General features: G+C 70.0%; 1 pseudogene. It reads left to right on the top strand.

From position 1 onward, the window contains the following. A pseudogene (locus HMPREF3086_RS17490) lies at positions 1 to 679 on the top strand (TraA protein); the annotation flags it as partial. Between the last annotated feature and the right edge of the window lie 191 nt (positions 680 to 870).

The raw sequence follows: 870 nt of genomic DNA, 5'->3' as shown, positions 1-870 counted from the left end.
CATGCACTCCGCCGGCGACCACGACGCCCCAACACCCACGCAGGTGCTCACTGGCGTGCTGGCCCGCGACACCCACCAGGCCTCGGCCACCGAAACGCTGCGCCAGGAGTACGAGAGCGCCACCAGCGACGAACGGCTCGCCCAGCTCTACCGTCACGGCGTTGACCTTGCCGCCCGCGATTTTGCCGCCGCCACCCTCCCTGCCTACATCGACGCGCTCCCCCGGGCCTACGCCCACCAGCTCGAGGCAGACCCCGACCAGTACCAGGCCCTGGAAGGCGCGTGGACCGAAGCAGCAACCAGGGGCCTCGACCCCCGCGAGGAATGGGACAACGCCACCGACACCCTCGACACCGCCAACAAACCCGGAGCGGTCATCGCCCACCGGATACGTCACGCGACCGGTGAGTCCACCGACACCGCAGCGCTGCCCACTCCCCCACCCGCGGCCCCGGGATGCGACGCCGAACTGGCTACCTGGCTTGCAGAAACCCATCGCGCCCTCACCTCAGGTCCTGTCGCGCAGGCGGTAGCCCGTGCCGCGTCCTTCACGGCCGAGGACTTCGTTGATGCCTACCTCGCATCCCGCACCGCAGAACACGAACCCGGCCCGGATACCCACCCCACGACGAGCTCGCCATGGGGGCCATCTGCCGACTCTTCCCCTGACCTGTGGTGACTTGCCCCGACTCGTGCGGTGCCAGTGGTCAGGCTGCGGTGCGGGCCCACTGGTGGGGCGCGAGCAGCATGTCGGGGGCGGGTAGTGCCGCGCGGGCTGCGGCGACTAGTTCCCACCAGCTGTTGGGATCGGCCTCGCGATGGCGATCTTGGGTAGCCATGGCCGCGCCCCAGGTGGTGGCTGATACTGGC

It is taken from the genome of Dietzia sp. HMSC21D01, from assembly GCF_001815995.1.
GTDB lineage: Bacteria > Actinomycetota > Actinomycetes > Mycobacteriales > Mycobacteriaceae > Dietzia > Dietzia cinnamea.
Note: the sequence above shows the minus strand (reverse complement) of the source record. Positions and strands in the feature narration are given on the sequence as shown.